The organism is Caldiplasma sukawensis, from assembly GCF_052315375.1.
Lineage (GTDB): Archaea > Thermoplasmatota > Thermoplasmata > Thermoplasmatales > Thermoplasmataceae > Cuniculiplasma.
Map to the genome: position 1 here is coordinate 123,064 of NZ_JBLSDG010000003.1, position 17,322 is coordinate 140,385.

Genomic DNA, 17,322 nt, shown 5'->3' on the forward strand with positions numbered 1-17,322 from the left:
AGCCATTTATGATCAGTACTTTTTTAATATTTTTTCCTATTTATTAATAATTGGTGAGGAAAAGCTAATATTTATAGAAAAATTGTTTCAATAATGAAATTTCTAGTCACTTCTGATATTCATGGACAGAAAAAAGTGGCCAGTTTCATTCTGAAAGTTGCCCAGACCTATGAATTTGATGTAATTATAATTGGAGGAGACATTGCAGGGTGGAAGGATCATGATTCAGTTTTCACGGTATTTGATATGCTTAAGGATTTCACAGGCATCACAATTTGCGTTCCTGGAAACAGTGATCTTCCTGATTACATTGACATTTCAAAAAATTATGAAAATATAATCATGTTACATGGAACGGATAAAAAGTTTAAAAATGTCATATTTTCAGGTACAGGGGGTATGCAGACTGGTACGGATCATGGTTCATTTTTCTCTCTGAGTGAGAATCAGCTGTACAATCTTTCAATGATGGCAATGAAAAAGGAAAATGGCTGTTATAACATTTCAATAAGCCATGTGCCTCCCTATGGAGTCCTTGACTACACCAGGAACGGTGATCATGCAGGATCTGTCGGCATACTCAGATTCATAAGGAATGCAAGCCCAGAAGTCCACGTTTGCGGCCACATACATGAGAACCCAGGAATTTCATTGATTGGCAATACTCAGGTGGTTAATCCAGGCAACATGAAGGTTAACGATAAAATATTCTACATCCGGGTTGAAAAAGGAATTCATGCAGGATACATTAAATATGGCGAATATGATAAATTAAAGGAAATATGATATGGAGAATTTAAATGATGTTATATGGTTGTTGAAACTGAATCCATTGATGTGGTAATTGATGGAAAATTCTCACTTGATTCAGGAGCTTTGTTTGGAACAACCCCTTACAATGTATGGTCTAAGTATTTCAACGAAAAGGAAAACAGGAGAATAGATCTTAATGCAAAGGCATTCATAATCCAGGAGGATGAAAAATATTATTCAGTGGACTCAGGTATTGGTGATCCCGGGCCATATTTTGATAAATGGTTTGAAGTACGTACAAACAATGGTCTGAAGTCATATTTGAAAAAAATGAATATAGGGGTGTTTGAAACAGTATTCTACACGCATCTGCATTTTGATCACATGGGGTATCTTTCCCAATCAAGCATAGGAAAGTCATCGATGGCCTCAATAGAGGAGATTAATGAGTTGAGGGCGCCATCCGTGCTTTCACAGAACAGTTATGTGAGGGATTTCAAAATGTCTGAAACAACACTTAGGCCATTCTTCAGTGAATACAGGGAGGGAAATTTTCATTTAATTAAGTGTGGAGGACACACAGCAGGAAGTACCGTAATATTCTATGAAGGTAGAAAGAACAGGATAATTTTTCCAGGGGATCTTATTCCAACATCCCTTCATCTGAAGTCGAACAGAATAACTGCAATAGACCAGTATCCGGTGACATCATACGAATTAAAAAAAGATATTATAAAAAAGGCCATAAATGAAAATTTTATGATTGCTTTTTGCCACGATCCAGATGTTAGTTTATGCACTCTAAATGGAGATTTTGAAAATCCAGGTTTTCAAAAGGTGTTTTGATCCATTGAAAATTGAAAGGATAATATGACATTTTAATTAATAAAATTTTTATTGAGAAAATTATGAAATTAATTGAAATTATTTTCAAAAAATTTATTTAATTTTTGAAATTAACCATACTGTAGTTTAAGGTGTAAAAAGGGAATGAATATAAGGAGACTCATACTTGATGTTGATAAGGGTCTTAACAGGCCAACTCTTGTTGAACTTGCAAGAATAATAAGTTCAGTGAGAGGTGTTGAAGGTGTGAATATAAGCGTAACAGACATGGATATGGAAACCATGGGCACAAACATTACCATTGAAGGTAACAACATTGATTACGATGAGATAATCAGGCAGATTGAGGACAGCGGGGCCGTTGTACACTCAGTGGATGAGATAGCTGCAGGCTCAAAACTCATAGAAAACATAAGAAGAGATCAGTGATTAATGGATCGGGATCTTTTTTTCCCAGTCACCATAGGTGTTATTGATGGTATAATTTCAGCAATAATGATTTCAGCAAACGCATTGATATCAGGATCAAAACTAACCCTTCTGGTTGCCCTTGACATAAGTATTGGTTCATCTTTTGTAAGTGCACTAAGTTATCTTATTGCTGAGTACGGTAAGTTGAGAAGTGATGCACACAGGGTTGAGATAGCATTGAGGCCAGGAAATAAAGACAGGCAGAGAAAACATCTTTTCCGATCAATACTCCTCGAGGCATTATATGGAGGGGGCCTTTCACTGTTAATGGGATTTCTTGGAGCCTCATCCACTCTTATACCATACTCCCTTGGGCTTATTTCACCACTTTATTCAATAATAATTTCCTATGCAATCCTGGGTTTGGTTGGAGCGCTGATTGGAAAGGTATCAGGTGGAAGCGCACTGGCATGGTCAATGGCACTTGTTATATCAGGAATATTAATTACCATACTGGGAAATTACATCAGGATAGTTGGTTAAAATGGAAAACAGCCAGAAATTGCTGTATTCGATTTCAGCAGGAATTCTTTATCTTTTTAGTATAATATTTACGGTTGAATCTGGAATCATTGTGGCGTTCAACTATACTCAGTATATAATTGAACTTGCATCACTCATATTCATCATCACAATTGTATCATCATTTCTTTATTTTAAAAATATGGATATGGCAAATTATTTTATGGGAGCATTTGCTGCGGCAGTGCTTCTCACCCTGTTGCTTGATTTCACAATTCCCATTGACCTCATACTGCAGGGCCTGTCAATTGCAATATCAATAAGGATAATGCTTTCAGGGAAAAGGTCATATGTTCCATACTATATTTCCTACTTTTTTTACATATTTTTAATGGCAATTCTGGCCACACTTGTGAGGTACGTTTCTTTTCAAAATCTAAGAAATATATATGTTCTGCCAATTAGTGCAGATATAAATTCTGCAGGAATACCATTGCTGTTCGCAAATGGAATATCAATAGCAGGTGAAAGATATTTTGTTATTACATTTAGTTATCCCTTTTTCATACTTATAATGCTTCTTGGCTTCTTTCTCATTGAAAATATAAGGATGATAATTCAAATTGCCAGTGGAGGGAGCAATGTCGCAGACAAATTTACAGCACTTTCCCTCTCATTCACTGTGTTAAGCTGTCAGTGTGAAACAACAACCTCACTTATCCCTGTTATTGGTTCAGAAATCATAGGTCTCATTTCCCTTCCTGTAATTACGGAGAGTCTTTTGCTCTCAATTCTCACATTTGTGGACATAAAATTAGGTATGATGGGAAAATATCCACATTTCTTTTCCTATTTATGGGTAAGAAAGCCAAAAAGACTTTCATACATCTTACTTGTATCAGGGCTCCTCATAGTTTCACCACTCCTTGTAACCATTGGGGTTTATGTGAATCTTCAGTCAAACCTCCTATTCTACTTTTCAACAAACGTTGGACTCTTTATAGTGGCTTTAGTATCCCTGCTAATAATATTTCAGTTCTTTTCATTAAATTTTAAAATTGATAATATTACACTGATTTTACTTGGTGGGATTTCAGGTGCTTTGATGATCATATGGTACCTTCCACAGTTACTCTCTATTGCAGTTGTTTCAGGACTCATTTTTTCCATCATGGGAATCATTTCATTTGCTTCAGGGTCAATTATAGCAATTGTAATAACATCTCTGAAAACCAGGGAAAAAATAGTATTTTATGAATATTTGGCGGGAATGTTTCCCCTTATATTCCTCATTTTTCTCTACATCTCTGCAGTTATACAGGTGCAGGTATGGACTCAGTTTGATCTTCTCCAGCAGATATATTTTTCAGTGATACTTTTGCTGGTGTCACTACCGGTTATGTGGTATTTTACAAACACATCGATTTATTCATATTTCAGAAGGGTTCCAGACATTCAATAGGAGAAGGTAATTTTCCCTCACAAATTATATTTATATGATATAATACAACAGATGATGTCTTTCACTGTGAAATATATTTATATAAAATTAATCATATCATTTAAATGAAGAGACAGGACATAGCCTGGTATATTTCTTTTGCATATATTGTGTATCTTTTTATTGGACAGATACCTGAGTTGAAAAGCAGTTTTATTTTCAATACATTTTTAACATCTCTTCTACTCATTGTAGTATATGGAATTTCATCAGTGCTCATAATTGGTTCAAAAAAATCATTATTATTTTTCATTTCCGCTGCTTTAATAGGTTCTGTTTTTGAATTACTTAGCATTCATACAGGTATACCATTTGGAAAGTATGTTTATACGTATGAGCTTGGTCCCAGAATTGAAGGAATTCCAGTATTCATACCATTTTTATGGGCATCACTGGGCTTTTTTTCCTATAGAGCGGGAGGAAAGATTCTCATGCCTTTTTTGATGGTAGCCCTTGATCTCTCATTTGATCCAAGATACTCTGGCCACCTATGGATCTGGATTTCAAAAACCCAGTATTATGGAGATCCATGGACAAACTTCCTTGGATGGTTCATTACATCTGCTGTCATAATAATGGTATATCACTTAATGGTGAAAAATTCATGGCACTGGGATTCAAGGGCTCTGATTTTCTACACCCTTTTTGGAATTGATAACTGCATTTCTGATTTATATGATGGTCTCAGGGTACCAGCAATGATCTCATTGATAATATTTATTGCCATATTCCTCTTATTCATCATGAAATACACACTTGAGAAAAACAAACCCAGGGAAAGTGCAACTTTTAATTTTCATACATAAAAATTATTAAATATATTAGTATGATACTAACATTATATGATCAAGACTAACTCCGAACTTCTATCAAACAAATATGAAAACAGGTTAAAAAAAGGAGAAGTTGGGGTTTGGGGTGCAATAGCAGAAGAAATATCCGCAATGGCTCCTGCATGTGATTCCGTTGCTTTTGTGGTATCCTCTGCATCCTTTGCACTCATACTGACACCACTTGCTTTCATAATTGCCACACTAACCATGTTTCTTGAGGTCAACACTCTATATCACCTTTCAAAGAGGCATGCAAGTGCGGGAGGTTACTATGGATACATCGCAAACGCATTCGGTCCTGTTCCTGCAGTTACGGCAGGTTTGATGTATCCTATGTATCAGATAGTCAGTACCGCAGCCATTCCAGTGTTTGTTGCAGGTGTATTTTTGCCTGGAATCGTTTCATATTTCCTTGGTATAGGAATGCCTGCATGGATATGGATACCCTTCATACTTGCATTCATCATTGTTCCAATAAGCATAGCAATAGTTGGAATTAGGCCGCAAATGAAGTACATTAAATACGCCTCATTCTTTGAACTCATCTTCCTTGCTGTAATTTCAGGAATCGAAATTATCAAGGCTCCTGACAACACCGCAAATGTTTTCAACCCATTTGCTTGGCCACAGTTTAATTCCATGTTCTCATCAAACGGTGGTGTTTTTGCGGGTCTTGGATTAGGAATGGTCTTCGGACTTACCAGTTTCATAGGATATGGCGGCTCTGCACCATTGGGGGAGGAGGTTAACAATCCAAATGCAATAACCAGATCCCTTACGGTTGGATTATTGCTTGTTGGTTTAGTTCTCACAGAGGTTGCATATGCACAGATCGTGGGATGGGGAACAAGTGTACCCCTAATGGACAGTTTTCTACAGCAGTCCATACCAGGTGTTCTCGTGGCAGTAACTTACACAGGAATTCTTGGAGGAATAATGTTCACACTGGTTGCATTCAATTCTGCCTTCTCGGACTCTGTTGCAATGCAGGCAAACGCAGGCAGGGTCTATTTTGCAATGGGAAGGGACGGAATAATACCAAAATTTTTCTCAAAGATTCACAGTAAGTATGTGACTCCATCGAATGCCCTGGCCTTTGTGGCAGTAATGTCTTCCACAGCTGCCCTGGTGGCAACATTTGGGATCACAGCAGGACTTGGCATTCCATTGGGTACAATCATAACGGGAAGTGCCGGCAATCCTCAGGTGGTTACAGCTCTGCAGGACAGTTTCAATTTTCTCACAACAATGGCACTTGGGGGTTTGATCATCACACACTTGCTTTTGAACACAAGCGTCATCACCCTATTTTCCAGACTGAAGGAAAAGCATACAGGAAGACTTGATTTTCTTAAACATGTCATATCACACTATGGATTTCCTGTTATTGCAACAATTATTTTTGCATTCGTACTTTATGAAAGTGTAAATTCATTCGTATATCCAATAGGTGAGGCAACCATCTCCGTTTTCCTCTATACACTTTTCTGCTACATTTATGCTGTGAGAATGAAAAGACTGAAGCCAGATGTGATGGAGAGGGCAGGGAAGAACGTTAACCTCATCGATGAAGAACATGGGGAAGCATGATGCAAAGGGAAAATGAAATGGATACACTTCACATCAGTAAACTTTCCTCCGGATACAGAAATGGAAAAGAATATGTGGAGATTATAAAGAATGTTGAAATAAATGCAAAACGGGGAGAAATCATTGGAATCACAGGAAGATCTGGTTCAGGAAAAACAACCCTCCTGAGGGTAATTATGGGTGAACTTTACAGAAGTGATGGGGATATACTGTTTGATGGTGAAAGCATATTCTCAAAAGACAACTATTTCGAATTCAGAAAAAAAAGAATTCTTGTTAGACAGGAATCATTTGACATGTTAAGACCAAGATACTCCATAGACTTTCAGATAAGAAAGATGTTCAAAAATGGAGAATATCCTCTTGAAAAATTGAAAGAAATATTTCAATCTCTTAATATTGATGAGAATGTGCTTCATATGCTTCCAGTTCAGCTCAGTGATGGTAACAAGCAGAGGGTGCTTATTGCCATGGCTTTGCTGGCAGACCCAGAAATACTTCTGATGGATGAGCCAACTTCAGGACTGGATGCCATGGCCATAATAGGTTTATTGAAACTGCTAAAGGAAAGAAGAAATGGCAGATTCACCATAATGATTAGCAATGACATAATTCCATTATTTCAGATTTGTGACCGCATATACATAATGGAGAATGGGAGGGTAATTGAGGATGGCCCATGGGATCGCATACTTGAAAAACCTGCACACCCTCTCACTGCTGAAATAATAACTCACATACCTGTCTACGAAAACAGGAATAATAAACTTCATTATGAAAGGAGGGAGGGTTCATATCCATGCATTTATGGAAATATGTGCACTCATATGGGTGATAAATGCATGGGGAATATTGAATATAAAAGGGAGGGGGAACATGGATACCTGTGTAACAGGTATCCGGATTGGTATGGAGATTGAACTGAGAGACATCATTAAGTTTCACGTTAAGAATAATGGCATTTTCAAAAATGAGAGGACAGCAATTATCAATGGAATTAACATGAAATTTAGGAAGGGTTTAATTTACGGAATATTTGGGGATTCAGGGGCAGGTAAGACAACACTTGGGCACATAATTTCTGGTTATGATAAGGATTTTGATGGAAAAATACTCCTTGACGGAAATACCATAGATCCTGTAAAATATTTCAGGATAGTGTTTCAGGACCCTTATACTTCATTAAATCCCTCAAAGGATGTCAACTGGCATGTTCATATGACTGCAACCCTTAATGGAATTGAGGAGGACCATGTCTGGCACTATCTGGAAAGAGTTGGAATCAATAGAAATAGTTATGGGCAGAGAAAGGTGAGCACACTTTCAGGAGGAGAGATGCAGAGGATTACTTTCTCCATAGGTGTTTCCCAGAATTCACAATGCATTGTTTATGATGAACCATTCTCATATCTTGATACCCTGAACATATTTGCAGCACTTGAAATAATAAGGGAGAGAAAGGATCAAATTATAACTATTTATCTGGACAATGATCTTAACAGATGCAGCTTTGTTTCAGATTACATATTTATAATGAGGGATGGAAGGATTGTTGAAGAGGGGAGTACAGAGAAAATTTTGTATCATCCGGAAGAACAGTACACAAAAATGATCCTTGAAAACAGTCCCAACATAAAAAAAAGAATATAATAAAAAAACATATATTGTAAAATAATATAATTTAATAATAAATATATATGTGAAAGCATTTACGCACCAAATGGGAAATCAGGAGGACAATTTCTGGTATATTATCCTGTATCTGGTACCACTTGTAGGGGCAATAGCATACATTATATTGGAGAAAAGTCAGAGTGAGAGTAAAAAATTTCATGTTTACCAGTCATCAGTTGAGGGTGTATTCCTCATCATCATTTACATAATTGGAAGAATCATCTCTTCAATTATCATTGGAACTTCTGTAGGAGTGCAATCATTCTCACAGATGCAACTGATGGTTTCAGAGGTTACCCTGGTTTCAATTCTTCTGGGTCTTATTTCACTATCTGCCTGGTTGTATGGTCTGTATGTTGGTTACAACGCAATGCAGGGAAAGGATATGCGTATGATAGTTTTTGCAAATATAGTGGATAAAATTTCTTAAAAATTTAATAAAATTTAAGGTCAGAAATGATAAAAATTTTACAATGAAAAGTATTTATTTAAATTGACATTAAACTTTTTGTGAAGGGAATCATTCTCCACGGAGGCTCAGGGACTAGATTAAGACCTCTGACTTACACTGATGTGAAACAGCTCCTTCCCGTTGGAGGAATGCCCATTAGTCAGTACGGTTTTGAGGATATGGTAAAAAATGGCATTACTGAAATAAACATAGTTGTTGGACATGTGGGTGCTGAGGATGTGAAAAATCATTATGGGGATGGTTCCAGATGGGGAGTCAATGTATCATATACATATCAGGAGAGGCCACTTGGCATTGCACACGCCATCTGGCTATGCAAGAATTTTGTAGGCAATGATGATTTCATAGTTTTTCTTGGTGACAACTATCTGAATAATGGTTTAGGGGAACTTTTGGATACATATGAAGGCGGTGATTATGATGCTGCAATTGGTCTTACAAAGGTTAAAAATCCAGAAAGGTTTGGTGTTGCAAAAATAGAGGGGGAAAGAATTGTTTCCCTTGTGGAAAAGCCAAAAACATTTGTTTCTGATCTGGCAATTGTCGGTGCATACATCTTAAACAAAGAAATTTTCCAATATATAGAAATGTTAAAGCCTTCATGGAGAAATGAATACGAGATAACAGAGGCATTTCAGAAAATGCTTGAGAATAATAAAAAAATCGGTTTCAGAATAATAGAGGGGTGGTTCAAGGACACAGGTACCGTGGAAGATTTTCTTGACTGTAACCGCTTGGTTCTTGAAAAGATAGGCAGGACCAATGAATTTCATGACGGTGGCAGGATCAATGGAAAAGTATTCATTGGAGAAGGTACAGTTTTGGATAAAACCACTGAAATTCTGGGGCCATGTTATATTGGAAAAAACTGTAAAATAACTGATTCATATATAGGGCCATTCACCAGTATGGGGGACGACTGTTCCATAAGCAAATGCCATATAGAAGACTCCGTAATTATGAATGGGGTATCGCTCGCAGGTTATGATGACATGCCTCCGATAAGGGGTAGTTTGATCGGGCCAAACTCGAAAATAAACCACACAAAGGATGGCCGAAGACACCTGAAATTAATTCTTGGAAGGGATTCAGAGGTATGGCTGTAAAATATATTATCTCTGGAGCCGGTGGGCAGACCGGTTCTTCCCTTCTTGAAATTCTACAGGATAGCATTGGTTTTGGACGGGGCTGTGCATTGAATTTTAATATAGAGGATAAAAATTCAATTGAAAATTTATTTGAAAAATACAGGCCTGAATTTTTTATAAATCTGGCTGCTCTCACAGATGTGGAGAGATGCGAAACTGATCCTGAATATGCAGAGAGGGTAAACGGTACTGCGGTGGAGCAAATCTCAAAACTCTGTGAAAAATATGGATCTGTACTAATACAGGTTTCCACAGATTATGTCTTCAATGGTGAGAAAGGCCTCTACAAGGAAAGTGACAAACCTGATCCCATTAATGAATATGGGAGGTCTAAATTGATGGGAGAGGCTGCTGCCCTTTCAATACAAGATTCCATTGTCATAAGGACATCTGGTGTATTCGGAAAAAAGAGGAACTTTCCATCAATAGTGAAGGAAAAGGGGGAAAAGGGGGATGGAATAACTGTATTTCCAGGATACTATTCCCCAATTCATTGTAAAATGCTATCTATGTCAATAAAAAAATTATGCGAAAAATATCCATGGAATTTAAGGATAATCCATATAGCAGGAGATAGGATAAGCAGGAAAGATTTTGCCAGACTTATTCTAAAATACAACAATATTAAGGATCCTGGAATAGAGGAAAAGGAATCAGGAACGATTATGAAGGCGAAAAGACCATACGATTCTTCACTTTCAATAGATCTTGCAAAGAGCATTCTTGATTTTGATTTTCACTCCACCATTGTTAATATAGGGTGTGGTGTGAAATGATAGTTACTGGTGGGGCAGGTTTCATAGGTTCATCTTTCATAAGACTTCTTGAAAATCCTGTTGTATTTGATAAATTCACATATGCGGGTAGAACTGAAAATTTAAAGGAAGTTAAATGCAGGGTAATCAGGGGAGATATCTGCTCAATGGAAGATCTTGAGAAATGTCCTCAAGACAACATAATTGTGAATTTTGCAGCAGAGACCCATGTGGACAGATCCATAAACAATCCATATGAGTTCATGAGAACAAATGTGATGGGTGTTTTCAACATACTGGAATATGTAAGAAAGCATGATTTGAAACTTTTTCATATATCTACAGATGAAGTTTACGGAGAAAAGGAGGCCGACGAAAACGGATCTCTGGAGCCATCCTCTCCATATTCTGCATCCAAGGCATCAGGGGACCTTTTTATAAAATCCTATGCAAAGACATACGGGTTAAAATATGCAATTATCAGACCCGGTAACGCATATGGCCCAAGGCAGTACCCTGAAAAGCTGATTCCAAAGACAATAATCAGATCAATACTTGGAATGGATGTACCTGTTTACGGTGAGGGAAATCAGAGGAGAAAGTGGATATTCGTGGATGATCTTTGCCAGGCAGTTCTTCACATTGTGATGGATAATCATTCATACGGTGTATACAATATACCAGGTGAGAAGGAATATTCAAACAACGAAATAATAAAAATGATTAGTTCACACACACCAGTAAAGATAAACCACGTGGGTGATCGACCAGGCCACGATGCTGCATACCCCATGATAAACAGTAGAATAAATGTTAGATACACCCCATTGGAGAAGGGAATTGACATCACAGTAAAATGGTATATGGAAAACAGATGGTGGTGGGAGAATCTCATAAATGATCAATATTTTCAGTACAGTGGAAGGAAAACAAATTGAAATGGATCATATTTATTTATATAGTAAATATATGCGGCAGTTATGGTCAATTATAACTTTCTTAAGAAAATAATGGTAATTGGTGAGAAGGAGACTATATCTAACTTATCAAAGTTCATTTCCATAGGAAAGGAGAACGCCTCACTTTTACTTGATATTTTCACCCATCCTGAAAACAACATAAATGACGCATCTTTTAAGATTGCACAGAATGAAAAGAATGCTGATAATATAACTCTTGAAATTAAAAGAGGAATAACCTCAGGTGCTGTTGGCATCACACTTATGGAAAATTTTCTTGAACTGGTGGAAACATTTGATGATATGATAGACAGAACCTACTGGCTTTCAAGGGAGATGCAGAGAACAAAGGATAGCCTGATAAGCTCCATGTTTCACAGCGAACCTGTAAGCACTTTCTATGAATCATTCTCAAAAATCCTGAAAATATACCAGGATGCACTTGAAATTCTTAACTCATTACTAAACAGCAAGGACATATCTGATGTGAAGAGGTACAGATTACAGATAGAAAAATGTGAAGAGGATGTGGATGAGTTGAAGGATGCCGTCATAGACAGGCTGTACAGAATATCAGAAAGCATAAGTTACCTTCTCTTCAATCATATCAATTCTGTTGTACATGTGCTGGATGATCTTCTTGATGACTGTGAAGACATATCGGATCTGGTTTTGAATACACTTCTCTCGGTATCAAAATGATATATGGCATTTTAATCCTTGCACTTGTTTTCATCCTTTCAATACTTGTGTCAGGAAATAATATATCGGCTGCTGTTGGAACCATAATAGGTTCCAGAATAGTTTCCAGATGGTTTGGTCTTATACTTGGGGCAGTGGGTTTTTCCACTGGTCTCATTACAGAGGGAAGATTTCTTTCAGGTTCAATTTTCAGGGTGATGCCCAATGATCAGAGACTTGTTTTCCTGGCTCTGATCACCTCAGCGGCAGTATTCGCATTTGCAACATACACAAGGATACCGCTATCACTCACAATGGCCCTTGTGGGGGCAGCTCTTGGTATAGCCTTGAAAACTGGCTTTAATTACAATCATTCTTACATAACACTACTGATTTTAACCTGGATAGCAGCTCCATTGATATCATTTGTTGCCTCAGCACTTGTAAACAGGGCTGTTGTCAACATGAATGTGAGTAATGTTTGGAGGTCAGCGGTAATCTACAAGTTGCTCCTTGTAATAATAAGCTTTTTCACGGCATTCACACTGGGGGCAAATACATTTGGTCTTCTGCTTTCCATGTCTCCAGGAGATTACACAATGATTGTAATGGTAGCTGGAATATTCATAGGGGCAGTTGTTCTAAGCAGTGGAATAATCAGGCGTGTATCACAGGAGATGTACGGTATGAGGTATGCAAGCGCACTTGTTTCGCTTGCAATTTCTTCATTTCTGGTGGAGGGTGCAACATTTTTTGCAATACCTCTTTCAAACACACAGACTCTCACATCCAGTGTTCTTGGTTCAGGTTATTCCTACAGGACCAAGGTGGTGTTTCTTAAGCCATTCCTCATAGTTGCATCCATGTGGGTTATCTCTCCACTCATAGGTATGCTCATAACCTACTCACTTGCCTGATTAGAAATCAAAAAGGGTTGTTTTATGCTTCCTCTCATACATGGAATAGAAAATTTCAAGAAATTTTGATCTTCCAAATGGCCTTTCATCTCCCAATTTTGAAAATTCAACCTCTCCAAGTGCATCTTTAAGATTATAGAGAAATTCTCTCTCATAAATTTCTCCTTCAATTTTAGCATCAAGATCCCCAAGCATCTCATTTTTTACCATTTCAATGGCATATGATTCAGTTATTCTGGATCCGGGTCTGCAGAGAAGGTTCACGCATAAATAATTCTCATAAAGTGGCATATGAGCATATATTGGGAAAGGATAACCTATAAACCTTGGTTTATTTATTCTTCCTGAGAATTCAACCACTCCATCTTTCCCAACCTTTATTTTATCATCCCATCCATCATTCCCATAATGATTTAGTGTAATCAAATTGAATTTATTCCCATCTTCATCAGTTGTATATGAGTTCTCATCAATAACAAAATTCATGGTTTGTCCTTCAAGATAACATTCAAGTAAAAGAGAATCTTCATTTTGAATAATTCTGGAAATTTTCATTTTTGCAGGAAAACCATCATTTATGTTTGAGATGAGAAATGAAAGGATTCTATGCCTTTCCCATCTGACATTTTCAAGTTCCAAGAAAAGTTCTTTCATCCTGTCCCTTGGCATCTCAGATACACCTCTCCATATATTCGTGAAGTTCAATCAGGAAAGGCAATCCATAGTTCCCCACAGGCACACCATGGGTTGTTTTACCATCTGAATATATTAGTGCTGTGCCTGAAATCGATTTCATGTATACTCCGCTGTTGATCCCGTAATGGAATTCAAATCTTTTTTTGAAGCCTGGAGCATTATTTGCCTTCACATTACTGTCAATTGAAAAAGCCTCTCTTGATCCTATTTCCCTTAATTCTGAAATTATTTTTTGCATTTTTCTCTGTATGGATGTGGTAAATAAGGTGAGAAGTTCAATCCTGTCACTGGAAAATTCCCCTTCCCTTTTAAGAGAAAACATTCCACTTTCTGATGTAAGGGTCATGCTAAGTGGACTCATACCATCATCAATTTTCTGTAAAATTTCATTTATATGAATATTTCTTGCTATTTCCCCGGATGCAATGAACCGTCCACCGGAACCTATCATGTTGATGTAATTTATTTTCAAATCCTTTTCAGACGCATCCTTTAGAATTTCCCTGAAAAATGAAGATGTCATGGGAACAATATTTTTTTTCAGCTCCTTCCCAGACCTGTTTCTCGAAATTACAATCACACCCTTTTTCAGAAAGGGTATTACAATAGTCCTGGAGGCAAAATGATCAAGGGCACCCCTTTCATCACAGACATAACCATAATAATATTTTCCAGTTTCAGGAAGATTTTTCTCTATAACAGATCTAATCTCTTCAGGATCCAATATGCCATTAAGTTTTCAACATTTATTATCTTTTTTCAAATACATAGAATAAGTGTTATATTCATCTCAACAATACAGGAAATGAAGCGGGGTGGGGTAGCTAGGAAATCCCGACGGGCTCATAACCCGTAGATCAATGGTTCAAATCCATTCCCCGCTATTTTTTATTATGTGTATTCAGGTAGTCTGTCTGAATCCATGTCAGGATTTTCCTCTTTCCACTTTTCCAATGGTATTTTTCCTATTGATCTCACAGGGTCAAAATCCTGATTATGGCACTTTGGACATGTGAACAGAAGATTATTAAAGATATGGGGTCTCAATAAATCCCTTGCCCTGAACATGTGTTGAAAAACAGCACCGCAGGATTTGCATTTTATTTCCCATATGTGCACATACTTCTCTTCTGACATGGTCGTATAATGGCAATGCCTATAAATTACTATCTGTAGAATCTTGTTTTAATAAAAGAATGTAAGATGACAATATATGAAAAACTTTTATCCTTCAGTATTCTGACCTTTTCAATCCGAAGGAGAAAAATTATGCTAAATGATGGAAATAATCTCTGGTATAAGGAAGCAGTATTTTATGAGGTTCATGTGAGAAGTTATTTCGATTCCAACAACGATGGTATAGGGGATTTCAAAGGATTAACAGAGAAGCTTGATTATATAAAAAGCATTGGAATTGACTGCATATGGTTACTCCCATTTTTTGAATCCCCTCTAAAAGATGACGGATATGACGTTTCAGATTATTATAGCATTCACCATGATCTTGGCACCATGGAAGACTTCGAAAAATTCATAAAGGAAGCACATGACAGGAATATCAGGGTCATAGGTGATCTTGTTTTAAATCATGTATCTGATCAGCACAGCTGGTTTGTTGAGGCCAGATCATCAAAAAACAGTAAAAAAAGGGACTGGTTTGTCTGGACTGATGACCCTTCGAAATACAGCGACGCAAGAATAATATTTGTGGACGTGGAGAAATCAAATTGGACATTTGATCAGACCTCAGGACAGTACTACTGGCACAGATTCTACAGTCATCAACCGGATCTGAATTATGACAATCCTGAGGTGAGAGATGAGATAAAAAACGTTTTCAGGTTCTGGTTGAAAAAGGGCATGGATGGTTTCAGGTGTGATGCGGCACCATATCTCTATGAGAGGGAAGGTGTTGGTTATGAGGGTCTTCCGGAAACCCATAATTTTTTCAAAGAGCTGAGGGCAATAATGGATGAGGAGTTTCCTGGTTGTATTCTTCTTGCAGAGGCTAACCAGTGGCCGGCAGAATCAAAGAAATATTTCGGAAACGGTGATGAATTCAACATGGTCTTCAATTTTCCACTCATGCCAAGAATATTTGTGTCACTTGCAAAGAGGTCATCATACCCAATAGTGAATATACTGAATCAAATAAATGACATTCCGGAAAACTGTTCATGGGGTTTGTTTCTGAGGAATCATGATGAACTCACCCTTGAGATGGTGGACGATGAGGAACGAGACATAATGTACAAGGAGTATGCAAAGATTCCAAAAATGATACTTAACAAGGGCATAAGAAGAAGGCTTGCACCACTCATGGACAATGACAGGCATGTTATAGAAATGCTCCACGGTATTCTGTTGAGTCTTCCAGGCTCACCTATCCTTTACTATGGTGATGAGATTAACATGGGGGACAACATATATCTTGGTGATAGGAACGGGGTTAGAACTCCAATGCAGTGGTCATACGACAGGAATGCAGGCTTCTCAAAGTGTGATCCTGAGCAACTTTACCTTCCTGTAATCATAAATCCAAACTATCACTATGAGGTTTATAACGTTGAATCCATGAACAGACTGCCTTCCTCCTTTCTAAACTGGCTGAGAAGAATAATCATAGTGAGAAAGCAGAATTCAAAGGTATTCGGCTTTGGCTCAATAGAAATACTGAACTGTAACAACACTGAAATACTTGCTTATATAAGGAGTTACCAGGATCAGAGAGTGCTGTGTGTCTTCAACGTATCAAGGAATCCCTCATATGCTGCACTTGATCTCTCAAAATATTCTGGACATATTGTAAGGGATATGATTGGACTTCAGAGATTTCCAGATATACCTGAAAAAGAAAAATATATAATTACCCTTCCGGGTAGTTCTTTCTTCTGGCTTAAAATTGAGTGATTTACTTGAAAGCCAGATATGCTTTGTGGGCCTTCTCAAATCTTTTGTTCACTGATTCCCAGTCCACATTCTTCATGAATGCGTCCAGATAAGGTGCCCTCTTTGCTCCGTAATCCACATAGTATGCGTGTTCATATACGTCAAGTGCAAGAACCACTATTGCATTCCATATTCCGTTGGTGTTGTGAACATCTGCCCCTATGTTTCTCAATTTTCCAGTGTTTAGATCATATACAAGAAGGGCCCAGCCTCTGAATGCTGTTCCTGTGGCCTTGAAATCCTCAACCCATTTCTCATAGGATCCAAAATCCTCATCAATTTTTTTCTTTAGTTCGGCGGAGAGATTTTTTGATCCCTCTTTCTTCAGCGACTCGAAGTATATTTCATGCAGCAGCGCACCATCGTAGTTGAATGTCTCTTCCAGCTTCAGTTCCCTGAACTCGCTGTAATTCTGGTTAGCCTTGCTCCTGTCAGCTGAGGGAAGTTTTTCCCATATCTCGTTCAGTTTGTTTACATATCCTGTATAGTGTGTCTCAAAGTGGTACTCAATCTGCTGATCTGAAATGCCATCCAATCCTTTTGGTTTAAATTGTGATTTTTTCTCCCATTTTTCTGCCATTATTTCACCAAGGGTTTATGGCATTTTCTTTAAAA

The 17,322-nt window shown here is 37.5% G+C and carries 20 protein-coding genes and 1 tRNA gene; 17 read left to right on the forward strand and 4 right to left on the reverse strand.

Annotated features, from left to right (window positions below; all coding sequences use genetic code 11):
* Nucleotides 1-93 precede the first annotated feature (93 nt).
* The 15 genes from ACNF4Z_RS03075 (at nucleotide 94) to ACNF4Z_RS03145 (ending at nucleotide 13,062) form a co-directional block, all read left to right on the forward strand.
* Nucleotides 94-786 carry a metallophosphoesterase family protein gene (locus tag ACNF4Z_RS03075; RefSeq protein WP_458327777.1) on the forward strand — a complete coding sequence of 231 codons (693 nt, stop codon included), beginning with the start codon at nucleotides 94-96 and terminating at the stop codon, nucleotides 784-786.
* 24 nt (nucleotides 787-810) lie between these two features.
* A complete protein-coding gene (locus tag ACNF4Z_RS03080; protein ID WP_458327778.1) occupies nucleotides 811-1,599 on the forward strand; it encodes an MBL fold metallo-hydrolase in 789 nt (262 codons plus the stop codon).
* A gap of 144 nt (nucleotides 1,600-1,743) precedes the next feature.
* The gene (locus ACNF4Z_RS03085) at nucleotides 1,744-2,028 is read left to right on the forward strand and encodes a DUF211 domain-containing protein (protein WP_458327779.1); all 285 of its coding nucleotides are present in this window, start codon (nucleotides 1,744-1,746) and stop codon (nucleotides 2,026-2,028) included.
* Nucleotides 2,029-2,031: 3 nt separating this feature from the next.
* Nucleotides 2,032-2,553, forward strand: coding sequence for a hypothetical protein (locus ACNF4Z_RS03090; RefSeq protein ID WP_458327780.1), 522 nt, complete (start codon nucleotides 2,032-2,034; stop codon nucleotides 2,551-2,553).
* Complete coding sequence (locus tag ACNF4Z_RS03095; protein ID WP_458327781.1) at nucleotides 2,546-3,994, forward strand: hypothetical protein; 1,449 nt, start codon at nucleotides 2,546-2,548, stop codon at nucleotides 3,992-3,994. Before ACNF4Z_RS03090 ends, ACNF4Z_RS03095 begins: the two co-directional genes overlap by 8 nt.
* 104 nt (nucleotides 3,995-4,098) lie before the next feature.
* Nucleotides 4,099-4,839 carry a carotenoid biosynthesis protein gene (locus tag ACNF4Z_RS03100; RefSeq protein WP_458327782.1) on the forward strand — a complete coding sequence of 247 codons (741 nt, stop codon included), beginning with the start codon at nucleotides 4,099-4,101 and terminating at the stop codon, nucleotides 4,837-4,839.
* A gap of 36 nt (nucleotides 4,840-4,875) precedes the next feature.
* A complete protein-coding gene (locus ACNF4Z_RS03105) occupies nucleotides 4,876-6,456 on the forward strand; it encodes an APC family permease (RefSeq protein ID WP_458327783.1) in 1,581 nt (526 codons plus the stop codon).
* Nucleotides 6,453-7,376: an ATP-binding cassette domain-containing protein gene (locus ACNF4Z_RS03110; protein WP_458327784.1), complete on the forward strand. Its 924-nt coding sequence runs from the start codon at nucleotides 6,453-6,455 to the stop codon at nucleotides 7,374-7,376. The genes ACNF4Z_RS03105 and ACNF4Z_RS03110 overlap by 4 nt, the downstream gene beginning before the upstream one ends.
* Nucleotides 7,333-8,106, forward strand: coding sequence for an ATP-binding cassette domain-containing protein (locus tag ACNF4Z_RS03115; RefSeq protein ID WP_458327785.1), 774 nt, complete (start codon nucleotides 7,333-7,335; stop codon nucleotides 8,104-8,106). Before ACNF4Z_RS03110 ends, ACNF4Z_RS03115 begins: the two co-directional genes overlap by 44 nt.
* A 70-nt stretch (nucleotides 8,107-8,176) precedes the next feature.
* On the forward strand, nucleotides 8,177-8,560 hold the full coding sequence (locus ACNF4Z_RS03120; RefSeq protein WP_458327786.1) for a hypothetical protein: 384 nt from the start codon (nucleotides 8,177-8,179) through the stop codon (nucleotides 8,558-8,560).
* Nucleotides 8,561-8,640: 80 nt separating this feature from the next.
* On the forward strand, nucleotides 8,641-9,708 hold the full coding sequence (locus ACNF4Z_RS03125; RefSeq protein ID WP_458327787.1) for a glucose-1-phosphate thymidylyltransferase: 1,068 nt from the start codon (nucleotides 8,641-8,643) through the stop codon (nucleotides 9,706-9,708).
* The gene (locus tag ACNF4Z_RS03130) at nucleotides 9,699-10,526 is read left to right on the forward strand and encodes an SDR family oxidoreductase (RefSeq protein ID WP_458327788.1); all 828 of its coding nucleotides are present in this window, start codon (nucleotides 9,699-9,701) and stop codon (nucleotides 10,524-10,526) included. The genes ACNF4Z_RS03125 and ACNF4Z_RS03130 overlap by 10 nt, the downstream gene beginning before the upstream one ends.
* On the forward strand, nucleotides 10,523-11,443 hold the full coding sequence (locus tag ACNF4Z_RS03135) for a dTDP-glucose 4,6-dehydratase (protein ID WP_458327789.1): 921 nt from the start codon (nucleotides 10,523-10,525) through the stop codon (nucleotides 11,441-11,443). Before ACNF4Z_RS03130 ends, ACNF4Z_RS03135 begins: the two co-directional genes overlap by 4 nt.
* 42 nt (nucleotides 11,444-11,485) lie before the next feature.
* Nucleotides 11,486-12,166 carry a DUF47 family protein gene (locus ACNF4Z_RS03140; RefSeq protein ID WP_458327790.1) on the forward strand — a complete coding sequence of 227 codons (681 nt, stop codon included), beginning with the start codon at nucleotides 11,486-11,488 and terminating at the stop codon, nucleotides 12,164-12,166.
* A complete protein-coding gene (locus ACNF4Z_RS03145) occupies nucleotides 12,163-13,062 on the forward strand; it encodes an inorganic phosphate transporter (protein ID WP_458327791.1) in 900 nt (299 codons plus the stop codon). Before ACNF4Z_RS03140 ends, ACNF4Z_RS03145 begins: the two co-directional genes overlap by 4 nt.
* Here the strand turns inward: ACNF4Z_RS03145 and ACNF4Z_RS03150 are convergent, their stop codons facing one another.
* Both ACNF4Z_RS03150 and ACNF4Z_RS03155 read right to left on the reverse strand, forming a co-directional pair.
* Nucleotides 13,063-13,731 carry a hypothetical protein gene (locus ACNF4Z_RS03150; RefSeq protein WP_458327792.1) on the reverse strand — a complete coding sequence of 223 codons (669 nt, stop codon included), beginning with the start codon at nucleotides 13,729-13,731 and terminating at the stop codon, nucleotides 13,063-13,065.
* A 1-nt stretch (nucleotide 13,732) separates the two neighbouring features.
* A complete protein-coding gene (locus ACNF4Z_RS03155; RefSeq protein WP_458327793.1) occupies nucleotides 13,733-14,482 on the reverse strand; it encodes a hypothetical protein in 750 nt (249 codons plus the stop codon).
* A gap of 85 nt (nucleotides 14,483-14,567) precedes the next feature.
* Between ACNF4Z_RS03155 and ACNF4Z_RS03160 the strand changes: the two genes are divergently transcribed.
* Nucleotides 14,568-14,642: transfer RNA gene (locus tag ACNF4Z_RS03160), tRNA-Met, on the forward strand.
* A gap of 7 nt (nucleotides 14,643-14,649) precedes the next feature.
* Here the strand turns inward: ACNF4Z_RS03160 and ACNF4Z_RS03165 are convergent.
* Nucleotides 14,650-14,895 carry a hypothetical protein gene (locus tag ACNF4Z_RS03165; protein WP_458327794.1) on the reverse strand — a complete coding sequence of 82 codons (246 nt, stop codon included), beginning with the start codon at nucleotides 14,893-14,895 and terminating at the stop codon, nucleotides 14,650-14,652.
* 132 nt (nucleotides 14,896-15,027) lie between these two features.
* On the opposite strand from ACNF4Z_RS03165, the gene treS reads away from it, so the two are divergent.
* Nucleotides 15,028-16,668, forward strand: a complete 1,641-nt coding sequence (gene treS, locus ACNF4Z_RS03170) for a maltose alpha-D-glucosyltransferase (protein WP_458327795.1) — start codon at nucleotides 15,028-15,030, stop codon at nucleotides 16,666-16,668.
* A gap of 1 nt (nucleotide 16,669) precedes the next feature.
* Here treS and ACNF4Z_RS03175 read toward each other — a convergent pair whose 3' ends face one another.
* Nucleotides 16,670-17,287, reverse strand: a complete 618-nt coding sequence (locus ACNF4Z_RS03175) for a superoxide dismutase (protein ID WP_458327796.1) — start codon at nucleotides 17,285-17,287, stop codon at nucleotides 16,670-16,672.
* Between the last annotated feature and the right edge of the window lie 35 nt (nucleotides 17,288-17,322).